Annotated in this window: 21 protein-coding genes and 1 riboswitch; of the genes, 17 read left to right on the top strand and 4 right to left on the bottom strand. The window is 70.7% G+C overall.

Going from position 1 to position 24,887, the window contains the following annotated elements:
- The first annotated feature begins 20 nt into the window (after window positions 1–20).
- The gene (locus QTI20_RS16980; RefSeq protein WP_286552559.1) at window positions 21–593 is read left to right on the top strand and encodes a hypothetical protein; all 573 of its coding nucleotides are present in this window, start codon (window positions 21–23) and stop codon (window positions 591–593) included.
- Between the two features lie 91 nt (window positions 594–684).
- Here QTI20_RS16980 and QTI20_RS16975 read toward each other — a convergent pair whose 3' ends face one another.
- Entirely contained in the window at window positions 685–1,662 is a 978-nt protein-coding gene (locus tag QTI20_RS16975; protein ID WP_286552557.1) for a formylglycine-generating enzyme family protein, read from the bottom strand.
- A 155-nt stretch (window positions 1,663–1,817) separates the two neighbouring features.
- On the opposite strand from QTI20_RS16975, the gene QTI20_RS16970 reads away from it, so the two are divergent.
- Window positions 1,818–2,096, top strand: a complete 279-nt coding sequence (locus QTI20_RS16970) for a DUF4148 domain-containing protein (RefSeq protein ID WP_286552556.1) — start codon at window positions 1,818–1,820, stop codon at window positions 2,094–2,096.
- Window positions 2,097–2,115: 19 nt separating this feature from the next.
- Here the strand turns inward: QTI20_RS16970 and QTI20_RS16965 are convergent, their stop codons facing one another.
- Window positions 2,116–3,486, bottom strand: a complete 1,371-nt coding sequence (locus QTI20_RS16965) for an MATE family efflux transporter (RefSeq protein ID WP_286553452.1) — start codon at window positions 3,484–3,486, stop codon at window positions 2,116–2,118.
- A 140-nt stretch (window positions 3,487–3,626) separates the two neighbouring features.
- Entirely contained in the window at window positions 3,627–4,193 is a 567-nt protein-coding gene (locus QTI20_RS16960) for a DUF2239 family protein (protein WP_286552554.1), read from the bottom strand.
- Between the two features lie 252 nt (window positions 4,194–4,445).
- Between QTI20_RS16960 and QTI20_RS16955 the strand changes: the two genes are divergently transcribed.
- The 4 genes from QTI20_RS16955 to QTI20_RS16940 are packed head-to-tail and all read left to right on the top strand — an operon-like array spanning window position 4,446 to window position 7,385.
- On the top strand, window positions 4,446–5,174 hold the full coding sequence (locus QTI20_RS16955) for a DUF4198 domain-containing protein (protein WP_286552553.1): 729 nt from the start codon (window positions 4,446–4,448) through the stop codon (window positions 5,172–5,174).
- Window positions 5,171–5,470, top strand: coding sequence for a DUF3649 domain-containing protein (locus QTI20_RS16950; protein ID WP_503011410.1), 300 nt, complete (start codon window positions 5,171–5,173; stop codon window positions 5,468–5,470). Before QTI20_RS16955 ends, QTI20_RS16950 begins: the two co-directional genes overlap by 4 nt.
- Window positions 5,467–7,101 carry a PepSY-associated TM helix domain-containing protein gene (locus QTI20_RS16945; protein ID WP_503011409.1) on the top strand — a complete coding sequence of 545 codons (1,635 nt, stop codon included), beginning with the start codon at window positions 5,467–5,469 and terminating at the stop codon, window positions 7,099–7,101. The genes QTI20_RS16950 and QTI20_RS16945 overlap by 4 nt, the downstream gene beginning before the upstream one ends.
- Entirely contained in the window at window positions 7,098–7,385 is a 288-nt protein-coding gene (locus QTI20_RS16940) for a DUF3325 domain-containing protein (RefSeq protein WP_286552551.1), read from the top strand. The genes QTI20_RS16945 and QTI20_RS16940 overlap by 4 nt, the downstream gene beginning before the upstream one ends.
- Here the strand turns inward: QTI20_RS16940 and QTI20_RS16935 are convergent.
- Window positions 7,382–7,882 (bottom strand): hypothetical protein, encoded by a 501-nt coding sequence (locus tag QTI20_RS16935; RefSeq protein WP_286552550.1) that lies wholly within the window; start codon window positions 7,880–7,882, stop codon window positions 7,382–7,384. The two genes, QTI20_RS16940 and QTI20_RS16935, sit on opposite strands and share 4 nt — an antisense overlap.
- An 81-nt stretch (window positions 7,883–7,963) precedes the next feature.
- On the opposite strand from QTI20_RS16935, the gene QTI20_RS16930 reads away from it, so the two are divergent.
- From QTI20_RS16930 to QTI20_RS16880, 11 genes are all read left to right on the top strand, one after another.
- Entirely contained in the window at window positions 7,964–10,342 is a 2,379-nt protein-coding gene (locus QTI20_RS16930; RefSeq protein WP_286552549.1) for a Tex family protein, read from the top strand.
- Between the two features lie 12 nt (window positions 10,343–10,354).
- The gene (locus tag QTI20_RS16925; protein ID WP_286552548.1) at window positions 10,355–11,428 is read left to right on the top strand and encodes a patatin-like phospholipase family protein; all 1,074 of its coding nucleotides are present in this window, start codon (window positions 10,355–10,357) and stop codon (window positions 11,426–11,428) included.
- A 100-nt stretch (window positions 11,429–11,528) separates the two neighbouring features.
- Complete coding sequence (locus QTI20_RS16920; protein ID WP_286552547.1) at window positions 11,529–12,086, top strand: fasciclin domain-containing protein; 558 nt, start codon at window positions 11,529–11,531, stop codon at window positions 12,084–12,086.
- A gap of 94 nt (window positions 12,087–12,180) precedes the next feature.
- A riboswitch (cobalamin riboswitch) is annotated at window positions 12,181–12,457 on the top strand.
- A gap of 130 nt (window positions 12,458–12,587) precedes the next feature.
- Entirely contained in the window at window positions 12,588–14,756 is a 2,169-nt protein-coding gene (locus QTI20_RS16915) for a TonB-dependent receptor (protein WP_286552545.1), read from the top strand.
- A complete protein-coding gene (locus tag QTI20_RS16910) occupies window positions 14,756–15,646 on the top strand; it encodes an ABC transporter substrate-binding protein (protein ID WP_286552544.1) in 891 nt (296 codons plus the stop codon). Before QTI20_RS16915 ends, QTI20_RS16910 begins: the two co-directional genes overlap by 1 nt.
- Before the next feature lie 355 nt (window positions 15,647–16,001).
- A complete protein-coding gene (locus tag QTI20_RS16905) occupies window positions 16,002–17,009 on the top strand; it encodes a FecCD family ABC transporter permease (protein WP_286552541.1) in 1,008 nt (335 codons plus the stop codon).
- Window positions 17,006–17,776 carry an ABC transporter ATP-binding protein gene (locus QTI20_RS16900; protein WP_286552539.1) on the top strand — a complete coding sequence of 257 codons (771 nt, stop codon included), beginning with the start codon at window positions 17,006–17,008 and terminating at the stop codon, window positions 17,774–17,776. Before QTI20_RS16905 ends, QTI20_RS16900 begins: the two co-directional genes overlap by 4 nt.
- Window positions 17,773–18,696 carry an LLM class flavin-dependent oxidoreductase gene (locus QTI20_RS16895; protein WP_286552537.1) on the top strand — a complete coding sequence of 308 codons (924 nt, stop codon included), beginning with the start codon at window positions 17,773–17,775 and terminating at the stop codon, window positions 18,694–18,696. Before QTI20_RS16900 ends, QTI20_RS16895 begins: the two co-directional genes overlap by 4 nt.
- A 29-nt stretch (window positions 18,697–18,725) precedes the next feature.
- Window positions 18,726–19,775 carry a cobalamin biosynthesis protein CobW gene (cobW, locus tag QTI20_RS16890; RefSeq protein WP_286552535.1) on the top strand — a complete coding sequence of 350 codons (1,050 nt, stop codon included), beginning with the start codon at window positions 18,726–18,728 and terminating at the stop codon, window positions 19,773–19,775.
- A 167-nt stretch (window positions 19,776–19,942) separates the two neighbouring features.
- Window positions 19,943–23,782 (top strand): cobaltochelatase subunit CobN, encoded by a 3,840-nt coding sequence (gene cobN / locus QTI20_RS16885; protein WP_286552534.1) that lies wholly within the window; start codon window positions 19,943–19,945, stop codon window positions 23,780–23,782.
- Complete coding sequence (locus tag QTI20_RS16880) at window positions 23,779–24,873, top strand: magnesium chelatase ATPase subunit I (protein ID WP_286552533.1); 1,095 nt, start codon at window positions 23,779–23,781, stop codon at window positions 24,871–24,873. Before cobN ends, QTI20_RS16880 begins: the two co-directional genes overlap by 4 nt.
- Window positions 24,874–24,887 lie beyond the last annotated feature (14 nt).

The raw sequence follows: 24,887 nt of genomic DNA, 5'->3' as shown, positions 1-24,887 counted from the left end.
TCTGGAAAAGCAGCGTGCGCTTGGCCGTCGATCCCTTGCAGGCCGGAGGATCGGATGGGACGCGTACCTTCCATCACCAGGTTCTCCACAAGAAATCGATCATGAGAAGAAACAGAAGGTTTTCCTTTGCCGGCCCTTTGATCTCGGTGGCGGTTTTATTGGGTATTCTTTCCGGCTGCCAGTCGATGGTCAGCCCGAGTGCCCAGCCTGAGTTGCCCCCCATCATCAGCAAGACGATCAAGGATGGGAAAGGCCAGCCCTACGGACGATCGGATGCGGATTCCCGCTACATCAAGACCTCGGTGAAGGTCTCGTCGAATCCCGCGTACGGGTACTCCCAGATCAACGCGATCGGCGTTCCGGTGCGGGACCACCGGCTGTACCTGAACACCTTGCGTGGACCCGAGGGGCAACCCGTCGAATACGAACGACTGGGTGCCTGCTGCTATGGCCCGGACCATCCAGCCGCGAAGGGGCCGGTGGATGTCTACAGAATCCGGGTGGACGGGGTGTCCAAGGAGATCTTCCTGTTCCTGGACGGCTACAAGGAATGGACGACTGAATTGCCGATGGGCTTCCAGCAGCGGAAGTGATGCCGACGCGGGGCCTTGGCCGCCCGCTGCCACGCATCGACACGGCGGATCGCGAAGCCGCGAGTCGGCGCCCCGGCCGCCGTTGCGCGATTCAATCCTCCCGCACCAGCCGAATCCCCACCAGCGTGTAGCGCGTGCTCGGCGCGTTCCAGTTGCGATAGGACGCGCGGGTATAGAAGGGCCATGTGTGCCAGGAGCCGCCGCGGCGCACCCGCACCGTGCCTTCGGCGGGGCCCTGCGGGTCGTCGATCGGAGACTTGGCGTAGTAGTCGTCGCCATGCCAGTCGGCCACCCATTCCCAGGCGTTGCCGTGCATGTCGTGCAGGCCCCAGGGGTTCGGCGCGTAGCTGCCGACCGGCGCGGTGAAGGCATGGCCGTCGTCGCCCTGCAGCGCCATCGCCTGCCACTGCGGCCAGTGGCGGGCGCTGCGCGCGTCGAACACGTTGGCCGCGCCCAGCAGCGAGCGGGGATCGTCGCCCGCGTGGTAGCGGCTGCGGGTGCCGGCGCGGCAGGCGTATTCCCACTCGGCCTCGGTCGGCAGCCGGTAGCGCCGGCCTTCGGTCCGGCTGAGCCAGGCCGCCAGCGCCTGGGCGTCGTGCCAGGTCACGTTGACGACCGGATGGTCCTCGCCTTGGACGAAGCCGGGGTTGCGCCACGAGTAGCGGCGATCGCGGCCTTCGAAGGCATCGCCGCGCGGTGTGGTGGCCGGGTCGTAGTCGGCGCGCCAGCCGTAGCCGCCGGTGCCGTCCGCCTCCGACTCCGCAACGTAGCCCGAGGCTTCGACGAAGCGGCGGAACTGGCCCACCGTGACCTCGTGCTGGCCCATCCAGAAGGCGCGCGTGATGCGCACCCGGTGCACCGGTCCCTCGTCGTCCAGCTGTGCGAAGCGCGCGGCCGGCAACTCGGGGTAGGCGCGCGCCAGCGAATCGGAGGCCTCGTCGCTGCCCATCAGGAACTCGCCGGCCGGCAATCTCACGAAGGCCATGCCCAGGCTGTTGTGCTCGATATCGGCCGCGTGCGCACCGGCCGCGACCCAGGTCAGAAGCAAGAGCAAAAGGCAGCGCTGCATGGGCGGATGCTATGGCATCCGATGCCGTCGCGCGCGGCCTTGCATCCAGCCGCGAATTCGCCGCGTATAGATCCTGTGCGGACCTGAATCGGACTGCACGCGGTTCCGCCGGCGCCAGGGCTGGCGGTCTTCATCCAGCCAAGAGGAGTTCCATCATGTCCACCAAGTTCATCGCCATCGCTGCCGTTGCCGCCATCACCGGCCTGACCGGTTTCAGTGCCCAGGCCTTCCAGGGCGAGCAGAGCAACCTACCGCCGCAGGCCTTCCAGTCGATGCGTTCGCGTGCCGAGGTGGCGCAGGAGGCGCTGAAGCCGGTGCAGATCACCAACGGCGGCACCGGTGTGGCCAAGCCCGTGGCCTCGGCCGACCGCGCGACGGTGCGCGCCGGTGCGCGCGCGATCGCGGCCAACGGCGCTTCGCTCTACGGCACCTGAAGCCCGGGGCCCGCGGGCCTCAGACCAGTTTGCGGATCGCCTTCTTGCGCCACACGCCGCGGTAGTAGGCGGTCTGCAGCCCCAGCATCGCGAGGAAGGTCACGGGGTAGGCCACCCACACGCCGTTGATGCCGATGCGGTGGCTCATGAAGTACGCCACCGGCACTTCGATCAATGCGATGCAGAAGATCGCGATGGCCGTGGGCACCAGCACCGAGCCGCTGGCCCGCATGATCCCCGACAGCACCGAGGCCATGCCGAAGATCACGCTGCTCCACAGCATGATGTGCAGCAGGGTCTGCGCCAGTTCGATCACCGGCGCGCTCGTGATGAAGAAACCCATCAGCGGGCGCGAGAACAGGTAGCCCAGCAACACCAGCGAGCCGGTCAGCACCAGGTTCATCAGCAGGCCGGTGCGCGCGATCGCGCCCAGCTGCTCGGTGCGGCCCGCGCCGATGGCCTGCGCGCCGAGGATCGAGGCCGTGATGGCGATCGAGATCGCGGGGAACTGCACATAGGCCACCACCTGGTTGACCGCGCCGTAGGCCGCGGTGGCGTTCGAGCCGTAGCTGTTGACCAGCGAGAGCAGCGCCACTTCGGCCAGCGCGACCACGATCATCTGCACGCCCGTGGGCACGCCGACCTTGAGCACCGTCTTCAGGATCCTGAGGTCGATGCGCATGGCGTGCGCGAAGGCGGCGTCGGGCGCCAGCGGGCTCTGGGTCTTGCGCAGGCGGAAGGCCAGCCAGGTCGTCGCGACCACGAAGGACACCACGGTGGCGGCCGCGCCGCTGGCCACGCCCAGTTGCGGCAGGACGCCCCAGCCGCGGATCAGCGCCGGCGTCAGCACCAGGCCGATGCCGGTCGAGATGGCCAGCGTGTAGAGCGGCGTGACGGTGTCGCCCACGCCGCGCAGCATCGCGGTCGACAGCAGGAACACGAACAGGCCGGGCATCGCGATCAGCATGATGCGGGCGTAGGCGGTGGCGTCGGCCAGGATGTCGGGCGGCGTGCCCAGCGCCGCGAGCAGGGGTTGCGTGAAGCTGCCGCCGAACACCGCGACCAGCAGGCCGAAGGCGATGCCCACGGTGAGCGTGGTGCCGGCGATGGTCTTGACCTTGGCGGTGTCGCGCGCGCCCCAGGCCTGGCCGATCAGCACCGAGGCGCCCGCGCCCAGGCCGATGGTGAAGGCGATGAAGAAGAACATCACCGGGAAGAAGCTGGACACGGCCGCCATCGCGCCCACGCCGATCATCTGGCCCACATAGACGTTGTTGAGCGTGCCCGACAGCGACTGCAGGATGTTGCTCAGCAGCATGGGCGCGAGGAAGAACAGGAAGATCTTCCAGAGCGGGCGGCGCGGGTCGGGTGTGCGGGCGCCGGTCCGCATCGCGGCGGGCGGCGCCGCATCGCTGGCGGGTGCCACGGGCACCGCGGCAGGGTCGGCCACGGCGGCGGGCGCGGCGGCGATCTCGCCGGCCACGCGCAGGTCCTCGGCCTGCAGGTCGGCGCTCAGGGCATCGGGTTTCTTCATTGTGTTTTTTCCCAGGCGGCGTTGCTCAGTTGTTCGAGATGTGTGCGCACGTCATCGGGCCAGGCCGCGATGCGTTCGACGAAGGCTTGCCGTTCTCCGGCGAACAGCGCGCGCGTCGCTTCCTCGAAGCCCGGCAGGTCGCCGGCGATCTCGGACATGAAACGGTAGGTCGACTCGCGCGCGGTGCGCAGCGTATCGCGTCCGTCGTGCAGGCGGCGCGCCTCGTCGACGATGCGCCGCAGCGCGACCGAGGCGCCGCCGGGCTGGCGGGCCAGCCAGTCCCAGTGGCGCGGCAGCAGCGTGACTTCGCGCGCCACCACGCCGAGTTTGGGCCGGCCGACGCCGCGCGCCGGGGCGGCGTCCTCGGCCGCCTCGGGCCGCAGGTCCAGGTCGATCCGTGTGCCGGTGGCGTCGTCGAACACGCGCAGCAGCGGCTCCTGCGGGGGCGGCGCGGCCCGCAGCCGCGCCACGATCTCGGCGCGCGGCCCGGAGGCGATGCGCCGGAAACCGGCAAAGACCGTGAGGTGGTCGGCAGGGGGCGCGGAGGAGGGCGGCGTGGACATGGCAGGGCTCTGGACAGCGGAGCACGGAATCTACCCGGATGAAAAAACCATTGCAATATCTTCCGGGTAAAAATATCTCGAGGTGAAGTCGGGAGACACTTCGACACCTTGATAGAATGCGAATTGTTCGTATTCATATGGCCGTCGCCTGCAAGCCGCCTCTGCTAGACCTCGGGCGAGGGCCAGCGTCACGGCCGCGAGCGGCCCGCCCGGCGGGCACTGCCTTCGACGCCATCGACTTCACACCTTTTCATGAACAAGACACTCGCCGCCGCTTTCGCCCTGCTGGGCTTCGCCACCGCTTCGCAAGCGCACCAGATCTGGCTCGAGCAGCCCGCGGGCCAGAGCGCGGTGATCCGCTTCGGCGAGTTCGGCGAGAACCTGCGCGAGACCTCGCCGGGCCTGCTCGACAAGTTCGGCCAGCCCACCGCCACGCTGGTGTCGGCCCAGGGCGAGAAGAAGGCCGACGGCAGCAAGGCGGCCCAGGGCTTCACGCTGCCCTTCAAGGCCGCCAAGGGCGAGTCCATCGTGGCCGAGGACGCGAGCTATCCGCTCTACACCCTGAAGCAGGGCGACAAGGAATCGAAGAACTGGTACCACCCGGCCGCGCGGCTGATCACCGGCTTCGCGTCGCAGGAGGCCAAGCTGGCCTTCGACATCGTGCCGGCCGGCGCCCCGGGCGAGTTCAGGCTGGTGTTCAAGGGCCAGCCGCTGCCCAAGGCCAAGGTCACGCTGGTCACCCAGTCGGGCTGGTCCAAGGAAGGCCGCACCGACGCACAGGGCCTGGTGCGCTTCGACATGCCCTGGAAGGGCACCTACGTGGCCGAGGCCAGCCACACCGACCGCACCGGCGGCGAGCGTCCCGGGGCCGCAGGACCCGAGAAGTACGACGGCGTGAGCTACGTCACCACGCTGACCTACGTCAAGGCCGAGGGCGTGGCGCCGATCGCTGCCGGCCCCGCCGCCACGCCCAACCAGTGAACGCCGTGCTGCACCGGGCCCTGCGCGTCGGGCCGCTGCTCTCGCGCATCGTGGCCGCGATGTTCGGCGGCTACGGCCTGGCCGCGCTCGCGAGCGTGGCCGCGCTGGCCCTGCCCATGAGCAAGCCGCAGGCGGTGCTGACGGGCATGCTGTCGAGCTTCGCGGTCTTCGCGGGCGCGGTGGTCTGGGTCTTCGCGGTGCGCAGCGCACGACGCGCCTGGGCCGGCCTGCTGGTCGCGGCCGTGCCGCTGGGCCTGGCCGCCTGGTCGGTGTGGCGCGGAGGCGCCGCATCGTGAGCACCGACAAGCCGGCGAAGAAGTCGCCGCCCAAGGCGCGCGGCATCCGCCAGTCCATGTCCGACCTGCACATCTGGACGGGCCTGCTGGTCGGCTGGTTCCTCTATGCGATGTTCCTCACCGGCACGGTGAGCTACTTCAAGGACGAGATCTCGCAGTGGATGCGGCCCGAGATCGCGCACCAGGCCCAGGTGCCCGATGCGGCCGTGGTGGCGCAGCACGTGGCCGACAAGCTGCGCACCGAGGCCGCGGGCAGCCCGCAGTGGAGCATCGGCCTGCCCGATGCGCGCAACAACGTGGTCAGCGCCTTCTGGCGCACGTCCGGCGTCGAAGGCCGGCGCGCCTTCCAGAGCGGCACCTTCGATCCGGTCAGCGGCGACAAGGTCGCGGGGCGCGACACTGGCGGCGGCAACTTCTTCTACCGCTTCCACTTCCAGTTCCACTACATGCCGGTGCTGTGGGGCCGCTGGCTCGCGGGCTTCTGCGCGATGTTCATGCTGGTGGCCATCGTCAGCGGCGTGATCACGCACAAGAAGATCTTCATCGACTTCTTCACCTTCCGCGGCGGCAAGGGCCAGCGCTCGTGGCTCGATGCGCACAACGCGCTGTCGGTGTTCGGGCTGCCCTTCCACCTGATGATCACCTACACCGGGCTGATCACGCTGGCCGCGCTGTACATGCCCTGGGGCAGCCAGGCGGCGTTCAAGACCCCGGCCGAGCGGCAGGAGCTCTCGGCCCAGCTGAGCGCCTTCATCACGCCCGCCAAGCCCACCGGCCAGGCCGCGACGCTCGCGCCGATCGAAGACATGGTGCGGCAGGCGCAGGCGCGCTGGGGCCGCGACAACATCCAGCGCGTGAACATCACGCTGCCGGGCGACGCCGCCGCGCGCGTGACCATCTCGCGCGGCGACGAGGGCCGTGCCTCGGTGAGCCCGCAGTACATGCTGTTCGACGGCTCCACCGGCAAGCTGCTCGAGACCAAGGACAGCGTGGGTCCCGCGGCCGAGACCCGCGGCGTGATGTACGCGCTGCACCTGGGCCGCTTCGGCGACACCGCGACGCGCTGGCTCTACTTCCTCGTGAGCCTGGCCGGCACCGCGATGGTGGGCACCGGGCTGGTGATGTGGACCGTCAAGCGGCGGCAGAAGCTGCCCGACCCCGACAGACCGTATGTCGGCTTCTGGCTGGTGGAGCGGCTGAACATCGCCGCCATCGCGGGCCTGTCGATCGCCATGACGGCCTTCCTCTGGGGCAACCGGCTGCTGCCGCTCGATCTGCCCCGGCGCAGCGAGTGGGAGGTCGACCTGTTGTTCATCGTCTGGGGCCTGGCGTTGCTGCATGCGATGCTGCGGCCCGCGAAGCGCGCCTGGATCGAGCAGCTCTGGATCGCCACCGCCGCGCTGGCGCTGCTGCCGGTCGTGAGCGCCTTCACCACCGAGCGGCCGCTGTGGCGCAGCCTCCTGGCCGGTGACTGGGTCTTCGCCGGCCTGGAACTCACGCTGTGGGCCCTGGCCGCGCTGCATGCGCTGCTGGCGATCCGCACGATGCGGCACAGCCCCAAGCCCAAGCCCGCGCGCCGCGCCGCCGCGCCGGTGGCCACCACGGCCACGCCGGCCGGGGAGGGCGCATGAGCGGCTGGTTTCACGGGGTCGCCTTCGCGCTGTGCCTGCCGGGCTTCGCGGCGCTGGCACTGGCCATGGAGCGGCACCAGGAGGACCTCTTCGGCCATGCCTTCGCGCCGTCGCTGACCCGTCGGCTGCGCGTGGCGGGCTGGGGCGCGCTGCTGTTCGCGCTTGGCGTGCTGGTGGGTGCGCAGGGCTGGGGCCTGGGGCTGGTGAGCTTCAGCGGCCACACCAGCCTGGCGGCCGGGCTGGTGTTCGTCGCCTTGCTCGTGCAGGGCCGGCGGAAGGCCTAACGCAGGCGCCAGAACGCGCGCCAGTACCTGCGCGTGCCGGCCTTCATCTGCCGCACCGCACGCCAGGGCGCGCTCTGCCGCACCAGGCCCAGCACACGGTCCTTCCACGCGGTCCAGCGCGGGTACCAGCGCGCGAACCAGCCGATGCGCATCAGCGTGGGCTGCACCAGCTGGAACAGCCGCGCCACCACGGCCGTGCCCGCGAGCTTGGCCGCGCCCAGCAGCAGCACGCCGCTCGCATAGTGGCCGCGGCCGAACAGGAACAGCGCGAGCAGCTTGATCGGCAGCAGCGCGATCACGGGCAGCGCGAAGGTCAGCAGCGCGCCCCAGGGCGGCAGGCCGCGAACCCAGCCTTCGAGCCGCGCCCACAGCGGCAGGCGCGCCAGCCTGGCGACCTGCGCGGCCAGCGGTTCCCAGCCCCATTCCTCGAACAGGAGCACCGGCACCAGCAGCACGGTGGCGACGAGGCGGAGCAGGCGGCGCAAGCGGATCAACATGCAAGCGATTGTGAGCCCGGCGCCCCGCGGGGCCTATGGCAAACTGCTGCGCTTTATTGCGCGCCCAGGGTTCATTCAGACATGCAGAAAATCATTCGCCAGCTCGCGTCCGAAATCAAGGTCGGCGAGCACCAGGTGAAGGCGGCCATCGAGCTGCTCGACGGCGGCGCCACGGTGCCCTTCATCGCCCGCTACCGCAAGGAGGCCACCGACGGCCTCGACGACATCCAGCTGCGCGAACTCGAGGCGCGCCTGGCCTACCTGCGCGAGCTCGACGAGCGCCGCACGGCCGTGATGAAGAGCATCGACGAGCAGGGCAAGCTGACCGACGCGCTGCGCATCGCGATCGCCACCGTGGCGACCAAGCAGGAGCTGGAAGACCTCTACCTGCCCTTCAAGCAGAAGCGCCGCACCAAGGGCCAGATCGCGCGCGAGTTCGGCATCGAGCCGCTGGCCGACAAGCTCTTCGCCGACCCGACGCTGGACCCGGCCGTCGAAGCCAAGGCCTTCCTCAAGCCCGCCGAGACGCTGGACGACGGCAAGCCGGGCCCCGATTTCTCCACCGTGCCGGCCGTGCTCGACGGCGTGCGCGACATCCTGTCGGAGCGCTGGGCCGAGGACGCGGCGCTGGTGCAGCGGCTGCGCGAGTGGCTCTGGAGCGAAGGCCTGTTCAAGTCCACGCTGATGGCGGGCAAGGACGAGAACAACGTCGACGTGTCCAAGTTCCGCGACTACTTCGACTACGACGAACCCATCGGCCGCGTGCCCTCGCACCGCGCGCTGGCGGTGTTCCGCGGCCGCGCGCTCGACATCCTCGACGCCAAGCTGGTGCTGCCGGTCGAGCCCGAGCCGGGCAAGCCCAGCGTGGCCGAAGGCCGCATCGCCCTGCACCTGGGCTGGAGCCACGCGGCCCGCCCGTCGGACGACCTGATCCGCAAGTGCGTGGCCTGGACCTGGCGCGTGAAGCTCTCGCTCTCGACCGAACGCGACCTGTTCACCCGCCTGCGCGAGGACGCCGAGAAGACCGCCATCAAGGTCTTCGCCGACAACCTGCGCGACCTGCTGCTGGCCGCGCCCGCGGGCCGCCGCGTGGTGCTGGGCCTGGACCCGGGCATCCGCACCGGCGTGAAGGTGGCGGTGGTCGATGCGACCGGCAAGCTGGTCGAGACCGCCACCGTGTTCCCGCACGAGCCGCGCAAGGACTGGGAAGGTTCGCTGCACACGCTGGGCAAGCTCTGCGCCAAGCACGGCGTGAACCTGATCGCGATCGGCAACGGCACCGCCAGCCGCGAGACCGACAAGCTGGCGGCCGACCTGATCAAGCTGCTGGCGAAGATGGCCGACCAGGCCGGCGCGCCGCCCATGGCCATCGACAAGGTGGTGGTGAGCGAGGCCGGCGCCTCGGTCTATTCCGCGAGCGAATTCGCCTCGCAGGAGATGCCCGACGTGGACGTGAGCCTGCGCGGCGCGGCCAGCATCGCGCGCCGCCTGCAGGACCCGCTGGCCGAACTCGTGAAGATCGACCCCAAGTCGATCGGCGTGGGCCAGTACCAGCACGACGTGAACCAGAGCGAACTCGCGCGCACGCTGAGCGCGGTGGTGGAAGACTGCGTGAACTCGGTCGGCGTGGACCTCAACACCGCCAGCGTGCCGCTGCTGTCGCGCGTGTCGGGCCTGTCGGCCAGCGTGGCCAAAGCGGTGGTGCGCTGGCGCGAGGCCAACGGCGCCTTCGCCACCCGCAAACAGCTGCTGGAAGTCACGGGCTTCGGCCCCAAGGCCTTCGAGCAGAGCGCGGGCTTCCTGCGCGTGCGCGACGGCAGCAACCCGCTGGACATCACCGGCGTGCACCCGGAAACCTATCCGCTGGTCGAACAGATCATGGTCAAGACCGGCAAGCCCATCACCGAGCTGATGGGGCGCGCCGACATGCTCAAGGCGCTCAAGCCCGAACTCTTCGCCAACGAGAAGTTCGGCGTGATCACGGTCAAGGACATCCTGGGCGAACTCGAGAAGCCGGGCCGCGACCCGCGCCCCGACTTCAAGGTGGCGCGCTTCAACGACGGCGTCGAGGACATCGCCGACTTGAAGGAAGGCATGATCCTCGAGGGCACGGTGAGCAACGTCGCGCAGTTCGGCGCCTTCATCGACCTGGGCGTGCACCAGGACGGCCTGGTCCACGTGAGCCAGCTGGCCAACAAGTTCGTGGAAGACGCGCGCGAGATCGTCAAGACCGGCGACATCGTCAAGGTCAAGGTGATGGAGGTCGACGTGGCGCGCAAGCGCATCGGCCTGTCGATGCGCCTCGACGCTTCGCCCGCGCGCCGCGACGGCCCGCGCGACAACCGCTTCGAAGGCGCGGGCCGCGGCCAGCAGCAGGGCCCGCGCCGCGACAACACGCCGCAGCCCGCGGGCCAGATGGCCAGCGCCTTCGCCAAGCTGCAGGGGCTGCGCGGCAAGTAAGCCGCCTCCCCGATGAAGGCACTGCGCATCCATGCCGGACCGGCCGCCAGGCGCCTGATCGAAGCGCAGGGCCTGCGGCCCGGGGACGTGCGCGTGGTGCCGGGCGCGGCGGGCGGGCCCAAGGGCCTGATCCTCGGCCCCATCGACCGCTTCCTGCTCGGCGACTGGCTGCCGCGTTCCGACCAGCCCATCGACCTGGTGGGGGCCTCCATCGGCGCCTGGCGGCTGGCCAATGCCTGCCTCGACGACCCGATGCGCGCGCTGCGCGACTTCGAGGACGGCTACATCACCCAGCACTTCGAACTGCCGCCGGGCCAGAAGCGGCTCACGGCGAAGCAGGTCAGCGCGCAGTTCGGCGAGGGCCTGCGCAGCTTCTACGGCGGTCGGGCGCAGGAGGTGCTGAAGCATCCGCGCTACAGCCTGCATGTGATCACCGCCCACGGCCGGCACCTGCTGGGCCGCGAGGGGCGGGGGCGCACGGCGCTGGGCTACCTGGGCGCCTTCATGGCCAACGGCGTGCGGCGCAAGGCGCTGGGCGGCTGGCTGGAGCGCGTGGTGTTCTCCACGCCGGATGCGGCCCTGCCTTTCGCCACCACCGATTTCGCGACCCGGCGCGTGGCGCTGAGCGAAGCCAACTTCGCGCCGGCGCTGCAGGCCTCGTGCTCGATCCCCTTCATGCTCGAGGCGGTGCACGACATCCCGGGCGCGCCGCCCGGCGCCTACTGGGACGGTGGCATCACCGACTACCACCTGCACCTGGACTACCGCGCGGGGCCCCAGGGCATCGTGCTGTATCCGCACTTCCAGCAGGCGGTGGTGCCGGGCTGGCTGGACAAGGGCCTCAAGTGGCGCCACAAGGCCACGCCTTTCCTCGACAGCATGGTGGTGCTGGCGCCATCGCCCGAATGGGTCGCGACCCTGCCCAACGGCAAGCTGCCCGACCGCAACGACTTCCTGCGCTACGGCAACGACCTGGCGGGCCGCATCCAGGCCTGGCGCACCGCCGCGGCCGAGGCGCAGCGCCTGGCCGACGAACTGCAGCAATGGCTGGAAAAACCCGACCTGGCGCAGCTGCGCGCACTTTGAAGCGCAGATTTCGCATCGGTTGAATCCAAGGTGCGGGCGGGGCCGTATCCCTTTCACCCGCTGCGCATCTTCGTGGCGGTGAACGCAACAGGAGCCATCCATGCAAGCCAAGTTCTCACGCCTCGCTTCCCTCGCACTCGCAGCCGCTCTGTCGGTCGGTGCGGTCTCCGCCATCGCCCAGGTCACCGTCGGCGGCGCGCCGATGTACGCCACCAAGGACATCATCGACAACGCCGTGAATTCCAAGGACCACACGACCCTGGTCGCCGCGGTCAAGGCCGCCGGCCTGGTCGAGACGCTCAAGGGCCCGGGTCCGTTCACCGTCTTCGCGCCCACCAACGCCGCCTTCGCGGCCCTGCCGGCCGGCACGGTCGACACGCTGCTCAAGCCCGAGAACAAGGGCACGCTCACGACCATCCTCACCTACCACGTGGTGGCCGGCAAGGTCGATGCCAAGTCGCTCATGAAGATGATCGACGACGGCAAGGGCATGGCCTCGCTCAAGACCGTCTCGGGCGGCACGCTGGTGGCCAAGAGCACCGGTGGCATGGTGACCGTGACCGACGAAAAGGGCGGTACCGCCAACGTGACCATCGCCGACGTCTACCAGTCGAACGGCGTGATCCACGTGGTCGACAAGGTGCTGCTGCCCAAGTAAGCGGGCCACCTCCGACAGCAAGCCTCGCGCGGCAAGCTGTCAGATTTCTTTACCTTCCTATAATTCTGTGGTCGGGCCGGCGCTGTGAGCGCCGCGCCCGCACGGTTCGAAGGTGCCCCGCACGCTCTCATCGCTTGAGGGTCTCGGGGTTAAACGGGAAGCAGGTGCCTTGCGTCTTCACACGACGCGACAAGTCCTGCGCTGCCCCCGCAACGGTCAGCGGATCTCGAAGAATCCCTCACGCGCATGCCTTGTCGGCATGGCAGTCACTGCGCCTCACGGCGTGGGAAGGCGAGGGATTCGGTCCTGCACGCAACGCGCATGCAGGACGGTCCGCAAGCCCGGATACCGGCCTTCGCAACTGCTTCGGCCGCTGCGGGAGAGCGAGGGTCCGGGCAAGCCGGTGCACACACGCACCGGGCTTGGCCGCGAGGCGTTCTTTCTTCTTCAGCGTATTCAATGGTTGAGGCTCCGCGGGGTGGCGGGGCGGTTGGAACACGCATGAAAAAAACAACGATCCTGAACCCGGCCCGAGTGGGCGTGCTGGGTTTGCTCTCGATGGCCGCGGGCCAGGGCATGGCGCAGGAAGCCGATGCCCTCAATGAAATCTTCGTCACGGCCACGGCCCGCCCCGAGGCGCGCGCCAGCATCGCCGCGACCACGCAGGTGATCGACCGCGCGGCCATCGACCGCTCGACCGCCAAGTCGGTGACCGACCTGCTGGCCGAGAACGCGGTCGGCTTCTTCAGCGAATGGACCGCGGCGCAGACCTCGATCAACATCCGCGGCGCCACCAGCGACGGCCAGGGCCGCGACTACAAGGGCCAGGTGCTGGTGCTGGTCAACGGCCGGCGCGCCGGCACGGCCAACATCTCCAAGCTCAGCGCCAACGAGGTCGAGCGCATCGAGATCGTGCGCGGCCCGGCCTCGGTGATCTACGGCAGCCAGAACATGGGCGGCGTGATCAACATCATCATGAAGAGCGGCTACAACGCGCCGCCCAGCCAGGCCGGCCTCAGCGTGGGCTCCTGGGGCGGCGTGCAGGCCAATGCGCAGACCAGCGGCGGCGGCGAACGCTTCGACTGGTACTTCGGCGTCTTGGGCGGCCAGCGCGACGATTACGAATCGGGCAAGGGCGGCGGCAAGCTGGCCAACACGGGTTGGGAGCGCCGCGGCTTCGCGGGCGCGCTGGGCTTCCAGGTCGACGAGCGCAACCGGCTCGAACTCAAGCTGCGCACCGACGGCATCTACAACGCGGGCTTCCGCGGATCGGGCGCCAACACCATCAGCAAGGACGACCGCACCAACGCCTCGGCCGACCTCACCTACGAAGGCCGCACGGCCGACGAGCGCATCGGCTGGATGGCGCAGATCTACTCGGTGGCCGACGAGGACGAGTTCAAGTGGGCCTCGCCCGTGGTGCGCTCCGGCACACGGGCCACGCCCGGCACCTCGAGCGACTACAACGACCGCAAGCTCGACATCCTGGGCACGCGCCTGCAGCCGCGCTTCAAGCTGGGGCAGGGCAACGACCTGCTGCTGGGCTACGACTGGGAACGCAGCCGGCTGCGCTCGGACCGCTTCCGCGTCGCGCTGCCCGGCGGCCCGACCGGCCAGGTCGCGCCCTACGACAACAACCAGACCGAGCACGTCAACGCGCTGTACTTCGAGGATTCGCAGAAGTTCTTCGACGACCGCGTGACGGTGCGCGGCGGCGCGCGCCGCACCGAAGGCCGCACCAGCTTCGACTACACGCCCAACCTGCCGCTGCAGCGCAGCGGCAGCCAGTCGTACGGCGAGACCACCTGGTCGACCGGCGCGACCTGGCGCGCGCTCGACGTGCTGAACCTGCGCACCGGCATCTCGACCGGCTTCCGCGCCCCGACCTCGACCGAGCTGGGCTCGGACTTCACCGCGGTGGGCGGCGGCCGCAGCTTCGGCAACCCGAACCTCAAGCCCGAGAGCAACCGCCAGATCGAGTTCGGCGGCACGCTGCAGCTGCCGGTCTGGAACGTGGACGTGGCGCTGTTCCAGAACACGATTTCCGACCGCATCATCACCGTGTCGCGCGGCCCGACCACCAACACCTCGGACTACGCCAACAACGCCGCCGACATCGTGGTGCGCGGCATCGAGGCCAGCGCCAACGTCGACCTGGCGAAGGCACTGAACTTCTCGACCGGCGCCCACAGCCTCAACGCGTATGCCAACGGCTACTACAACTTCACGATGCGCGACAAGGGCGCGACCGCGCTCGACACCGACCGCGTGCAGCGCATGTACAAGTACGAGGCCTCGCTGGGCCTGCGCTACGGCCGCGGCGCGGGCAAGCTGCCCGACGACTGGAGCCTGCAGATCGGTGCGCTGCTGCGCGGACCGATGTGGTACGACACCGAGGAAGCGCTGCTGATCCCGCAGGGCGAGCCCTACAGCACCTACATCCACAGGAAGGGCGCCTTCACCGTGTGGAACCTGCGCGGCGACTACCGCATCAACAAGCGCGTGAAGGTGTTCGCGGCGGTCAACAACCTGTTCGACCTCAACCGCAGCCCAATCTTCATCGCGCTCGACCAGAAGCCGTGCATCGCCGATCCGCGCTTCCAGAACGGCGGGTGCGGCACCTCGATGCCGGGCCGCGAGTTCCAGGTCGGCATGCAAGTCAGCTTCTGATGCGGTTCAAGCGCATCGCGCTGGTCCTGGGTCTGAGCGCCGCGGCCCTCTCGGGGCAGGCCGCGCCGATCGAGGTCCGCGATGCGCTGGGCCGCAGCGTGGTGCTGCCCGCGGCGCCGCAGCGGCTGGTGACCATCTTCGCGTCGAACACCGAACTGGTGACTTCGCTCGGCCTGGCCGACCGCATCGTCGGCGTCGAGGAATACACGCGCTTTCCGCCCGAGGTCATGGACAAGCCCAGGGTCGGCGGCCGGCTGGGCTTCTCGGTCGACGCGGTGGTCGCGCAGCGGCCCGACCTGGTGATCGTCACGCCCGCGCGGCAGGCCGCCAACCAGCTGGTCGACCCGATGACGCGCATCGGCGTGCCGGTGATCGTGCTGCTGAGCCGCTCGGTCGGCGAGGTGCTGGACAACATCCGCCTGATCGGCCGCGCCACCGGCGTGCCCGAACGCGGCGAGGCGCTGGCGCAGTCGCTGCAGGCGCGGCTGGATGCCGTGGCGCAGCAGGTCGCGCAACGCACCGCCCCGCGCATGGTGATGATCACCGGCCGCGTGGGCAACGGCATGCTGCTGGTGGCGCGGGCCGACACCTACACCGGCGAGGCGATGCGCATGGCCGGCGGCCGCTTCGCGATCGCGGGGCGCGGGGCGGTGGCGCAGGTGTCGCCGGAGGCCATCCTCGCGTCGGACCCGGACGTGCTGCTGTTCGCGGGGACGAAGGCTGCTCTCGACGATCTGGTTCAACTGCCGGGCTGGCGTGACATGCGGGCGGTGCGCGACAAGCGCGCGGTGACGGTGTCGCGCAGCGAGTTTTTGATTCCGGGGCCGCGGACCATCGACGGGATCGAGCGCCTGGCGAAGTGGCTGGGGTCAGTGGAGGGAAGGCCGTGAGTGTTTCGGTTTTACTCCCTCTCCTCCTGGGAGAAGGCAGGGGTGAGGGCGGCGGCGCCTCCATCGTGCGAGCCCCCATCCCCGCCTTCCCCCAAAGGGGGAAGGAGCCTGACATCCCGCGACCTTCTTCTTGCTCCCTCCCCCTCCGGGGGAGGGCAGGGGTGGGGGCCGGCAGCGCCTCCATCGTGCGAGCCCCCATCCCTACCTTCCCCCAAAGGGGAAAGGTGCCCGACATCCCGCGACCTTTTTCTTGCTCCCTCCCCCTCTGGGGGAGGGCAGGGGTGGGGGCCGGCAGCGCCTCCATCGTGCGAGCCCCCATCCCCACCTTCCCCCAAAGGGGGAAGGTGCCAAGCCCATGACCCCACCCGCCCCACGCCACCCCGCCCGCGCCTGGCTCATCGCCGCCGCGGTGCTCGGGGTCGCCTTGCTGCTCGCGGCCTGTGCCGGCCACGAGTGGTCGTCGCCCCAGGCCCTCTACCGCGCGCTCGCGGGCGACGACAGCCTGCGCAGCCGCCTCTTGCTGCAATGGCGCCTGCCCCGCGTGTTCGCCGCCGCCCTGGTCGGCGCCTTGCTGGGCCTGTCGGGGGCGGTCTTCCAGGGCGTGTTCCGCAACCCGCTGGCCGAGCCCTACCTGCTCGGCGCCTCGGGCGGCGCGGCACTGGGGGCCACCGTCGCGCTGCTGGTGCCGCTGGGCGTGCCCCAGTCCTATGCGCTGCCCGTGCTGGCCTTCGCCGGCGCCTGGGGCGCGACCGCCCTGGTGCTCGGCGTCTCCCGCGTCGCGGGCGCGCTCGATGCCGCCGGCATGCTGCTGGCCGGCGTGGCCATCGCCGCGATGCTGGGCGCGCTGCGCTCCTTCCTCATGCTCGCGCTGTCCGACGAGACCGTGAGCTTGCAGGTCGTGATGAGCTGGGTGCTGGGCGGCATCCAGACGCCGTCGTGGCCCGGCCTGGGCCTGCTCGCCGCGCTGTGCGTGGCCTGCCTGCTGGCCACCTCGCGCATCGCGCACGGGCTCGACCTGCTGGGCCTGGGCACGCGCGCGGCGCAGGGCTTCGGACTCGACGTGGCGCGCTTCACGCCTGTCGCGGTCGTCGTCGGTTCGCTGGTGGTCGCGGCGGCCGTGGCCTATGGCGGCCTGGTGGCCTTCGTCGGCCTGGCCGCGCCGCACATCGCGCGCTGGATGGTCGGGCCGCTGCACCGGGCGCTGCTGCCGGCCTCGGCGCTCACCGGCGCCATCGTCGTGACCGTGGCCGACGCCATCGCGCGCTCGGCCCTGCCGCCGGCCGAGATCCCGCTGGGGCTGGTCACGGCCGTGGCGGGCGGGCCCTTCTTCATCGTGCTGCTGGCGCGGAGGCTGCGTTCATGAACCTGCTGCTCGAAGCCCAGCACCTCGGCGTCTCGCGCCGCCACAAGTCCATCCTGCGCGACGTGTCGATCGGCTTCGGCGCGACCGGCTCGGTGGCCGTCATCGGCCCCAACGGCGCGGGCAAGTCCACGCTGCTCGCGCTGCTGGCCGGGCTGGAGACACCCGCGCAGGGCGAGGTGCGGCTGGGCGTGCGGCGCGTGGTCGACGTGCCCGCCGCCGAGCGCGCGCAAGCCATCGGCTTCATGCCGCAGCACTTCGAGCCGCACTGGGACCTGGTGCTGGAAGAACTGCTGGGCATGCGCCTCACGCCGCCGCGCGGCAAGGCGCCGGCCCAGTGGCCCACGGTCGACGAGGTGATCGCACGCAACCAGCTCCAGGCCTTCCGCGGCCGGCGCTGGTCCACGCTGTCGGGCGGCGAGCAGGCCCGCGTGCTGCTGGCCACCGTGCTCGCGACCGATCCGCCCATCCTGCTGGCCGACGAGCCCGGCGCCGCGCTCGACGTGCGGCACCGGCTCACGCTGGTCGAGGCGCTGGCGCAGCGCGGCCGCACCCGGCTGGTGATCGTGGCCATGCACGACCTCGACCTGGCCTTCCGCCACTTCGAGCGCATCGTGGTGGTGGCCGACGGCCGCATCGCGATCGACGGCGGCGAGGAGCTGATCCATGCGGCGCTGCTCGACGAGAGCTTCGGCGTGGTGTTCGACCGCATCGGCGTGCCGCCCGGCGTGATGCTGCGCGCGCGGCTGCGCCGGCAGGCCGGCCCATGATGCGCATCGACCTCGCCGGCTGGACCCGCGAAGCCACGCAGGGCGACCCGCGTGCCTTCTTCGCGCTGTTCGACGAAGCCGACCGGCTGGGCTTCGACGGCGTGTGGTTCAGCGAATTCCGCCTGCCCACGGCCGACTGGCCGTACCCCTCGCCGCTGCTGCTGGCCGCCGCGCTGCTGGCGCGCACCGAGCGGCTGCGCGTGGGCACCTCGGTGCTGGTGCTGCCGCTGCACCAGCCGCTGCTGCTGGCCGACGAGGTCGCGCAGCTGGCCTTCCAGAGCGGCGGGCGCATCGACATCGGCGTGGGCCGCGGCACCGAGCCCGCCACGCTGGCCGCATTGAACATCGACGCGGCCCAGACCCGCGCGCGCTTCGAGCGGAACTGCATCGTGCTGCAGGCCCAGGCCGCGCACGTGCCGCTCTACGTGGCCGGCTCCACGCCCGAGACGCTGGGCTTCGCGATCGAACGCGACCTGCCGCTGCTGCTGAGCCTGGAGCCCCCCGAAACCACGCAGCTGGGCCACGTGGCCGACATCCTGCAGGGACGACCCTCGACCTTGCTGCGGCGATCGTCGCTCGCGCGCTACGTGTGCATCGGCACCGATGCGGCGTCGGTGCAGTCGCAGCTCGACGGCCTCTGGGCCCAGCTGCAGGCGCGCCGCGAATTCTTCGCCGCCAGGCGCGGCGTGCCGCCGGAGCAGGTGCCGCGCATCGAGCCTGAACGCATGCTGCGCGAGCAGTTCATCCACGGCGACCCCGCGCAGTGCCATGCGCAGATCCTCGCCCTGCGCGCGCGCAGCGGCATCGATGCGCTGCGCTGCGTGTTCAACGCCAACGGCCTGCTCGACAACACCCAAGCCCTCGCCGGCATGACGCTCTTTGCGATCGAGGTGCTCCCCGCGCTTCGCGAGCCGGCATGATCCATCCCATTCCAGAAAGCCACACGCCCATGCAAAGCGCCAAGATCCCCGTCACCATCGTCACCGGCTTCCTCGGCAGCGGCAAGACCACGCTGCTGCGCCACATCCTCGGCAACGCCGAGGGCAAGCGCATCGCCGTCATCGTCAACGAGTTCGGCGAGCTGGGCATCGACGGCGAGATCCTGCGCGGCTGCGGCATCGGCTGCGACGACGAGGGCAACGAGCGCGAAGGCGCCCTGTACGAACTGGCCAACGGCTGCGTCTGCTGCACCGTGCAGGAAGAATTCCAGCCCGTGATGCTGCAGCTGGCCGAGCGCCGTGCGGACATCGACGCGGTGATCATCGAGACCTCGGGCCTGGCGCTGCCCAAGCCGCTGGTCCAGGCCTTCCAGTGGCCCGAGATCGCCAACGTGTTCACCGTCGACGCGGTGGTCACGGTGGTCGACGGCCCGGCCACGGCTTCGGGCCAGTTCGCGGAGAACACCGAGGCCGTCGATGCGCAGCGCCGCGCCGACCCCAACCTCGACCACGAGTCGCCGCTGCACGAGCTGTTCGAAGACCAGCTCTCGGCGGCCGACCTGGTGGTGCTCAACAAGTCCGACCTGCTCGACGAGGCCGCGCGCGCGCAGGTCGAGGCGCTGATCCGCGCCGAGATCCCGGCCGAGGTCAAGATCGTCGCCGCCACCCAGGGCCAGCTGCCGCTGGCCCTGCTGCTGGGCCAGGGCCGCGCGGCCGAGACCACCATCGACCAGCGCGTCAGCCACCACGACCACGAGGAAGACCACGACCACGACGAGTTCGACTCGCTGGTGATCGACCTGCCCGCGGTCGACCGCGACCGCCTGCTGGCCGCGCTCGAGCAGATCGTGGCCGCGCACACCGTCTACCGCATCAAGGGCTTCGTCGCGATCCCCGGCAAGCCGATGCGCCTCTTGGTGCAGGGCGTGGGCAAGCGCTTCGACCATCACTTCGACCGCCAGTGGCGCGAGGGCGAGGCCCGCCGCACGCAGCTGGTGTTCATCGGCGAGGACCTCGACGAGGCGGTGCTGCGTTCGGCGCTGGCGGGTGCTGAGGCCTGAATTCGGACCGCCGGACGCAGAGGGCGCAGAGGTTTCGCAGAGAACGCAGAAAAAGCCGATTAAAAGGAAATTCAGAATGAATGGATTCCCTTTTGGATTCCTTCTGCGAAACCTCTGCGTCCTCTGCGTCCGGTACCCGCACCCGACCCCGCACCCGAGTCGATGACATGCACCTGCTGAGCACCCAGCCCGGCCGCTTCGTCGAGGACGACAGCGTCGTCACCCGGCTCGACCAGACGCCGGGCGAGATCGTGGTGCTGAGCTCGGCCGACACCACGCTCGCGCTCTTGGCCGCCGCGCGCAGCGCGCTCGCCGCCATCGACCCCGGCTACCCCTCGCTGCGGCTGGCCAACCTGCAGTACCTGCGCCAGCCGGCCTCGCTCGACCTCTATGTCGACGAGGTGCTGCAGCATGCGCGGGTGGTGATCGTCGACCACCTGGGCGCCGAATCGGCCTGGGCCTACGGGCTGCAGCAGATCGAGAAGCTCGCGCGCCGCAAGGGCCAGCAGCTCGCGATCTTCTCGGGCGACCTGCAGGAAGACGAAGACCTGCTCGCGCGCAGCACGCTGCCGCAGGCCGTGGGCCGTCAGCTGTGGCAGTACACCCGCGCGGGTGGCGCGGCCAATGCGCTGCAGTTCCTGCGCGCCATCGCCTTCCACGGCCTGGGCCATGGCGAGGCGCCGCAGCCGCCGCGCAGCCTGCCGCAGGTGGCGCTGCATGTGCCGGGCGGCTTCGGCGCCGCGCACACGGTGGCCGGCATCGACGACCTGCGCGCGCTGTGGCGCGAGGGGGCGCCGGTGGTGGCGCTGGTGTTCTACCGCTCGCACCTGCAGTCGGGCAACACGGCGGTCTTCGATGCGATGGCCGCCGCGCTGCAGGCCGAGGGCCTGAACCCGCTGCCGGTCGCGCTCGATTCCTTGAAGGACCCGCTGTGCATCTCCGCGCTGCGCGGCCTGTGCCGCGCGCACGCCGTGCAGCTGGTGCTCAACACCACGGCCTTCGCGGCGCTGGGGCAGGGCGGCAACGCGGGCGATGCCGTGGCCGAGCTTGCCGGCGATGCGCCCGTGCTGCAGGTGATCGTGAGCGGCGGCAACCGCGAGGACTGGCTGGCCGACAGCCAGGGCCTGCGCCCGCGCGACATCGCGATGCAGATCTCGCTGCCCGAGATGGACGGCCGCATCGTCACGCGCGCCATCAGCTTCAAGGGCCTGTCGCACCGCGACGAACTCACGCAGACCGAGGTAGTGAACTACCAGCCCGAGCCCGACCGCATCGCCTTCGTGGCCGAGCTGGCGCGGCGCTGGTGCAAGTTGCGCAGCCTCCCCGCCGCGGACAAGCGCCTGGCGCTGGTCCTCGCCAACTATCCGGGCAGCGAAGGCCGCATCGGCAGCGGCGTGGGCCTCGACACGCCCGCGTCGGTGATCGCGATCCTGCGCACGCTGGCCGCCGAAGGCCATGCGCTGGGCGATGCCGACAAGCTGCCCGCCGATGGCGACGCGCTGATGCACACGCTGCAGCAGGGCATCGCCAACGACCCCGCGCAATGGCCGCTGCGCCCGGCCTGGCAGAGCTATGCGCTGGCCGACTACCGTGCGCGCCTGGCGAGCTTGCCCGAGGGCATGGCCGCGGCCATCGACGCGCGCTGGGGTGCGCCAGAGCAGGACCCGTCGGTGCGCCAGGGCCGCTTCATGATCGCCGGCCTGCGGCTGGGCCGCGTGTTCGTCGGCATCCAGCCCGCGCGTTCGCTGGCGGTGCAGGGCGCGCAGGACTACGCCAGCTACCACGACGCCGAACTCGTGCCGCCGCACGGCTACCTGGCCTTCTACTTCTGGCTGCGCGACGTGTTCGCCATCGACGCGGTGGTGCACGTGGGCAAGCACGGCAACCTCGAATGGCTGCCGGGCAAGAGCCTGGCGCTGTCGCAGGCCTGCTGGCCCGACGCCATCCTCGGGCCGCTGCCCAACGTCTACCCCTTCATCGTCAACGACCCGGGCGAGGGCGCGCAGGCCAAGCGCCGTACGCAGGCCGTGATCGTGGACCACCTGATGCCGCCGCTCACGCGCGCCGAGAACCACGGACCGATGCAGGACCTGGAACGCCAGGTCGACGAGTACTACGACGCGCTGCTGGTCGACGCGCGCCGCGCCCGCGTGCTGCGCGCGCAGATCCTCGCGACCGTGCGTGCGCAGCACCTGGTCGAGGAGCTGGCACTGCCCTCGGCCGCGGCCGACGACGACACCGTGCTCGCGCGCGTCGACGCCTACCTGTGCGAGCTCAAGGAAACGCAGATCCGCGACGGCCTGCACGTGTTCGGCCAGTCGCCCGAAGGCCGGCTGCGCCGCGACACCCTGCTCGCGCTCGCGCGCTACCCCTCGGCCGACGGCACCGGCGAGAACGCGGGCCTGCTCGATGCGCTGTCGCGCGACCTGCTGCCCGGCGCTGTCGACGATGGGTTCGCGCCGCTCGACATCGAGCCCGCCACGCCCTGGCAGGGCGCGCGACCTGCGCTGCTGCAGTCGGTCAGCGACGAACCCTGGCGCCATGCGGGCGACACGCGCGAGCGGCTGGAGCTGCTCGCGCAGCGGCTGCTCGACGAGGCCGATGCAGGCATCGCGCTGCCGCAAGACATGCCGCACACGCAGGCCGTGTTGGGTCGCATCGCGCATCGCCTGTCGCCCGACCTCGACGCCTGCGGCACGCAGGAACTGCATCAGCTCTCACGCGCGCTGCAGGGCCGCTTCGTGCCCGCCGGCCCCAGTGGCTCGCCCTCGCGCGGCCGGCCCGACGTGTTGCCGACCGGGCGCAACTTCTACGCGGTCGACACCCGCGCCATCCCCACGCCCACGGCCTGGATGCTGGGCCTCAAGTCCGCCGCGCGGCTGGTCGAGCTGCACCTGCAGGAACACGGCGAGTACCCGGTCGCGATGGGCCTGTCGGTCTGGGGCACGGCCACCATGCGCACGGGCGGCGACGACCTGGCGCAGGCCTTCGCGCTGATCGGCGTGCGGCCCAAGTGGGCGGCCGGCAGCCAGCGCGTGGTCGACTTCGAGGTGCTGCCCACCGTGGGCATCGGCCGTCCGCGCATCGACGTCACGCTGCGCATCTCGGGCTTCTTCCGCGATGCCTTCCCCGCGGCCGTGCAGATGTTCGATGCCGCGGTGCAGGCCGTGGCCGCGCAGGAGGATGAGGACGCCGAACGCAACCCGATCCGCGCCCGCATCCTGCGCGAGGCCGCGGCGCTGGAGGCGCAAGGCCTCGACGCCGCTACCGCGCGCACGCAGGCCGGCTGGCGCGTGTTCGGCTCGGCGCCCGGCCACTACGGCTCGGGCCTGCAGCCGCTGTTCGACCGCGGCGACTGGCAGAGCGACGACGACCTGGCACGCGCCTATGTCGCCGGCGGCGCCCATGCCTACGGCCAGGGCAGCGACGGCGTGCCCGCGCAGGCCGCGCTGGTCGAGCGCCTGAAGACCATGGACGTGGTGCTGCAGAACCAGGACAGCCGCGAACACGACCTGCTCGACTCCAACGACTACTACCAGTTCCAGGGCGGCATGGTCGCGGCCGTGCGCCACCTGAGCGGCCAGCAGCCCGCGATGTACCACGGCGACCACGGCAACCCGCAGGCGCCGCGCATGCGCACCCTGAAGGAAGAGATCGGCCGCGTGATTCGCGCGCGCGTGGTCAACCCCAAGTGGATCGCCGGCGTGAAGCGCCACGGCTACAAGGGCGCCTTCGAGATGGCCGCCACCGTCGACTACCTGTTCGGCTTCGACGCCACCGCGCGCGTGGTCGGCGACCACCAGTACGCGATGGTGGCCGACGCCTACGTGATGGACCCGGCCACGCGCCAGTTCATCCAGGACCACAACCCGCAGGCGCTGCACGACATGCTGAGCCGGTTGCTCGAAGCCATGCAGCGCGGCCTGTGGCAGGCGCCTGGCGACTACCAGCGACAACTTGAAGACCTGTTGCTCGATCAGGAGCAACGGATGGAAGGAACCCGATGACCCCCCCCGCGAGCGCGGCCCTGCCGCTGCCCTTTCCCTTCGCCGCCATCGCCGGCCAGCCGCAGCTGCGCCAGGCGCTGCTGCTGGCCGCGGTCGACCCCGGCCTGGGCGGCGTGCTGATCGAAGGCCCGCGCGGCACGGCCAAGTCCACGGCCGCGCGCGCGCTGGCCGAGCTGCTGACCGGCGCGCCCTTCGTCACGCTGCCCCTGGGCGCGAGCCTCGAGCACCTGGTCGGCACGCTGGACCTGGGCCAGGCGCTGGCCGGCCACCAGGTGAAGTTCGCGCCCGGCCTGCTGTCGCGCGCGCATGGCGGCGTGCTGTACGTCGACGAGGTCAACCTGCTGCCCGACGCGCTGATCGATTCGCTGCTCGACGTGGCGGCCAGCGGCGTCAACAGCGTGGAGCGCGACGGCATCTCGCACCGCCATGCCGCGCGTTTCGTGCTGGTCGGCACCATGAACCCGGAGGAGGGCGAGCTGCGCCCGCAATTGCTCGACCGCTTCGGCCTCTGCGTGCGCCTCTCGAACATCGACGACGCCGCGTCGCGCCAGGCCATCGTGCGCGCCCGCCTGGCCTTCGACGCCGACCCGCAGGGCTTCCGTGCCGACCATGCCGACGCCCAGGGCGCCCTGGCCCTGGCCCTGGGCCGCGCCCGCGCCACCGTGGCCGACCGCGAGGCGCTGCCTTACGAAGACGAAGTGCATGCCGCCGTCGGCGCGCTGTGCATGGCCGCCCAGGTCGACGGCCTGCGTGCCGATCTGGTGATGCTGCGCGCCGCCCGCGCCCTGGCCGCCTGGGAGCAGGCCGACACGCTCACCACGGCGCATGTGCAGCAGGTGGCCGACCTGGTGCTGCTGCATCGGCGCAAGCCGGGCACGGAGGAGAGCGCGCCGACTCCCGCTTCCTCTCAGGCCGGCGCGCCACGTCCCTCGTCCGGCGAGGGCAAGGGCGCATCGGGCGACCACGCCTCCACATCTGCTTCCGACGACGACACCGACTGGGGCGCGATGCCGCCCGAGCCCGTGGGCATCGAACGCGTCAAGCCGCTGCGCCCGCTGATGGCCGCGGCCCCCACCCCAAAAAAAGCCTGAGCCTCCGGAACGCC

This window comes from Variovorax sp. J2P1-31 (genome assembly GCF_030317215.1).
GTDB lineage: Bacteria > Pseudomonadota > Gammaproteobacteria > Burkholderiales > Burkholderiaceae_C > Variovorax.
This window is presented reverse-complemented; position numbering and strand designations above follow the sequence as displayed.

Coding starts and splice junctions, on each gene's coding strand:
- QTI20_RS16975 (WP_286552557.1), bottom strand. CDS start 1,662: ATGCAGCGCTGCCTTTTGCTCTTGCTTCTGACCTGGGTCGCGGCCGGT.
- QTI20_RS16970 (WP_286552556.1), top strand. CDS start 1,818: ATGTCCACCAAGTTCATCGCCATCGCTGCCGTTGCCGCCATCACCGGC.
- QTI20_RS16965 (WP_286553452.1), bottom strand. CDS start 3,486: ATGCGGACCGGCGCCCGCACACCCGACCCGCGCCGCCCGCTCTGGAAG.
- QTI20_RS16960 (WP_286552554.1), bottom strand. CDS start 4,193: ATGTCCACGCCGCCCTCCTCCGCGCCCCCTGCCGACCACCTCACGGTC.
- QTI20_RS16955 (WP_286552553.1), top strand. CDS start 4,446: ATGAACAAGACACTCGCCGCCGCTTTCGCCCTGCTGGGCTTCGCCACC.
- QTI20_RS16940 (WP_286552551.1), top strand. CDS start 7,098: ATGAGCGGCTGGTTTCACGGGGTCGCCTTCGCGCTGTGCCTGCCGGGC.
- QTI20_RS16935 (WP_286552550.1), bottom strand. CDS start 7,882: ATGTTGATCCGCTTGCGCCGCCTGCTCCGCCTCGTCGCCACCGTGCTG.
- QTI20_RS16930 (WP_286552549.1), top strand. CDS start 7,964: ATGCAGAAAATCATTCGCCAGCTCGCGTCCGAAATCAAGGTCGGCGAG.
- QTI20_RS16925 (WP_286552548.1), top strand. CDS start 10,355: ATGAAGGCACTGCGCATCCATGCCGGACCGGCCGCCAGGCGCCTGATC.
- QTI20_RS16920 (WP_286552547.1), top strand. CDS start 11,529: ATGCAAGCCAAGTTCTCACGCCTCGCTTCCCTCGCACTCGCAGCCGCT.
- QTI20_RS16915 (WP_286552545.1), top strand. CDS start 12,588: ATGAAAAAAACAACGATCCTGAACCCGGCCCGAGTGGGCGTGCTGGGT.
- QTI20_RS16910 (WP_286552544.1), top strand. CDS start 14,756: ATGCGGTTCAAGCGCATCGCGCTGGTCCTGGGTCTGAGCGCCGCGGCC.
- QTI20_RS16905 (WP_286552541.1), top strand. CDS start 16,002: ATGACCCCACCCGCCCCACGCCACCCCGCCCGCGCCTGGCTCATCGCC.
- QTI20_RS16900 (WP_286552539.1), top strand. CDS start 17,006: ATGAACCTGCTGCTCGAAGCCCAGCACCTCGGCGTCTCGCGCCGCCAC.
- QTI20_RS16895 (WP_286552537.1), top strand. CDS start 17,773: ATGATGCGCATCGACCTCGCCGGCTGGACCCGCGAAGCCACGCAGGGC.
- cobW (WP_286552535.1), top strand. CDS start 18,726: ATGCAAAGCGCCAAGATCCCCGTCACCATCGTCACCGGCTTCCTCGGC.
- cobN (WP_286552534.1), top strand. CDS start 19,943: ATGCACCTGCTGAGCACCCAGCCCGGCCGCTTCGTCGAGGACGACAGC.
- QTI20_RS16880 (WP_286552533.1), top strand. CDS start 23,779: ATGACCCCCCCCGCGAGCGCGGCCCTGCCGCTGCCCTTTCCCTTCGCC.